This window comes from Mesorhizobium sp. M7A.F.Ca.US.005.03.2.1 (assembly GCF_003997795.1).
GTDB classification, from domain to species: domain Bacteria; phylum Pseudomonadota; class Alphaproteobacteria; order Rhizobiales; family Rhizobiaceae; genus Mesorhizobium; species Mesorhizobium ciceri.
Map to the genome: position 1 here is coordinate 1 of NZ_RZRP01000961.1, position 2207 is coordinate 2207.

Here is a 2207-nt window from a genome sequence, read left to right on the forward strand (position 1 = left end):
CCTCACCTGGGCAATTTCCATGTCCGGACCCCAGGACCAGGACGAGCCAATGCGCCGGCCCGCCGGCGCATTTTCGTTTGAAAGATCGGACTTGCCGTGGACCAGCCAAGACCAGCGCCGCAATCGGCAAGCAAACTGCCCATTCCGCGCTGGGAGTTCATCGCTCTGTGCGCGGCACTGATGGCGCTGAACTCGCTGGCCATCGATATCATGCTGCCGGCTCTGCAGCAGATCGGCGCCTCGCTCGGCGTCGAAAATGAAAACCACCGGCAGTATGTCATAACGGCGTACATTCTGGGCTTCGGCGGCGGACAGCTATTCTTCGGGCCGATCTCGGATCGCTTCGGACGTCGCGCACCACTGGTCGCCGGGCTGGTGATTTATGTCGCCGCGGCTGCGGCCGCCGCCGTTGCACCAAGCTTTGAAACACTTCTGCTGTGCCGGGCCGTGCAAGGCATCGGTGCAGCCGCCACCCGCGTCATCGCGGTCTCGATCGTGCGCGATACGTTCGACGGCCGGCGCATGGCCGAGGTGATGTCGCTGATCTTCATGGTGTTCATGGCGATACCGGTCATTGCTCCCGGCATCGGCCAATTTATCATGCTGTTTGCGACCTGGCATTGGATCTTCGTCACCATGGCCGTCGGTGCGCTGCTCGTCTCGGCCTGGTCGCTGCTGCGCCTTCCTGAAACGCTGCATCCCGAACATCGCCGGCCGCTGACGCTCAACTCCATTGTCGGCGGGTTTCGTATCGTTCTCACCAACCGCATTGCGATCTGCTATGCCTTCGCCAGCACCTTCATTTTCGGCGCCATGTTCGGCTTCATCGCTTCGGCGCAGCAGATCTATGTCGACATTTTCAAAGTCGGCGAGATGTTCCCGGTCATCTTTGCTGGGGTTGCGGGCGTGCTCGCCTTCTCCAACTTTCTGAACTCGCGCCTTGTCGGCCGCATCGGCATGCGCCGCCTGTCGCAGAGTGCGTTGCTGCTGTTCCTGGTCATCAGCCTTGCCTGGCTGGTGATTTCGCTGGAGATGAAGATGCCGCTCTGGCTGTTCATCACCTTCTTTGCCTGCGCCATGCTTCCATTCGGTGCGCTCGGCGCGAACTTCAACGCGCTGGCCATGGAGCCGCTCGGCCAACTGGCCGGCACGGCTTCGTCGATCCTCGGTTTCATGCAGACGTTTCTCGGCGGCATTCTCGGCACGCTGATCGGCCAGGCCTTCAACGGCACGGTGACGCCGCTGGCCGCCGGCTTCTGCAGCGTCTCGGTCGCCGCGCTGCTGATGATCTTCATCGCCGAGCGCGGCAAGATGTTCCAGCCACAGAACCCGCCCGTTTCAGGGCACATCACCGACTTGCATTAGGACGCACCTTCAAGGGCTGCCGTGAACCGAGGGGCAAGCATGCGCCCCGCAATTGCTTCGCCCATGCTGTCCGAAAAGTGCAATGGCAGAGCGTCATCGAGTGCCCTGAGGATGGATGCCACGAAGGCCCGGCTGCGCTGGGCATCGGTTCCCAGATCGGAATATGTGGCGCGAGGTTTGCCGATCAGCGTGCCGTTGCGGCGAAGCGAGAACCGCAGCGTGAGGGACATGCCCGCGGTTCCGGGTGGCGGCTTCCAGCAGGCATAGATCGCGTCCGACATCTCCTTTATCGTGTCGACGGGATCGGTACTGCGACAGCTGCGCTCTTGCGACCTTGCTTCCAGGGAACTGGCGAACAGACCGGCGGCAAGAGCCACCGCGACAAATGCAAACCGAGGTTTCATTCGAGAGCCTCCGGATTTGCGCGAGATTGTACTGCTTTCGGCTAACGCAGCAATCGATCCTACTGCGCCCAGAGCTCGCGGCGCAATTCGTGCCAGCTTTCCTTGTCTGGCGCGACAAGCAGGCCGCCGCCGAGATGCGAGGGCAGATAGGCGCTGCCGTCGAAGCGCGCCGCATGGCCGCCGGCCTCGGCATGGATCAGCACGCCGGCCAGGTGGTCCCACGGCATCAGCTTATTGCAGACGACGAAGTGGGCATGGCCGCTCGCCAGCAGGCGGTATTCGTGCGCGGCGCAGCGATAGGCGAACTGCGACAGGATCTTGGTCTGGTTGCGCGCCAGCCGTGTCCGTTCCGGCTCGGCCATATATTGCCAGGAGACAGAGCCGGTCATCTCCGAGATCGGCGCGGGTACCGCTACATGCACCTTCTCGATGCTGCCG

At 62.6% G+C, this 2207-nt stretch carries 3 protein-coding genes; 1 reads left to right on the forward strand and 2 read right to left on the reverse strand.

The features are described from left to right. The first annotated feature begins 96 nt into the window (after nt 1-96). Complete coding sequence (locus tag EN991_RS33215) at nt 97-1365, forward strand: multidrug effflux MFS transporter (RefSeq protein WP_013532138.1); 1269 nt, start codon at nt 97-99, stop codon at nt 1363-1365. On the opposite strand, the gene EN991_RS33220 is transcribed toward EN991_RS33215, so the two are convergent. Continuing rightward, nucleotides 1362-1769 carry a hypothetical protein gene (locus tag EN991_RS33220; protein WP_013532139.1) on the reverse strand — a complete coding sequence of 136 codons (408 nt, stop codon included), beginning with the start codon at nt 1767-1769 and terminating at the stop codon, nt 1362-1364. The two genes, EN991_RS33215 and EN991_RS33220, sit on opposite strands and share 4 nt — an antisense overlap. Before the next feature lie 59 nt (nt 1770-1828). Next, nucleotides 1829-2207, reverse strand: a 379-nt coding sequence (locus tag EN991_RS33225) for an inositol monophosphatase family protein (protein WP_281058835.1), incomplete at its 5' end; no start/stop codon positions are given.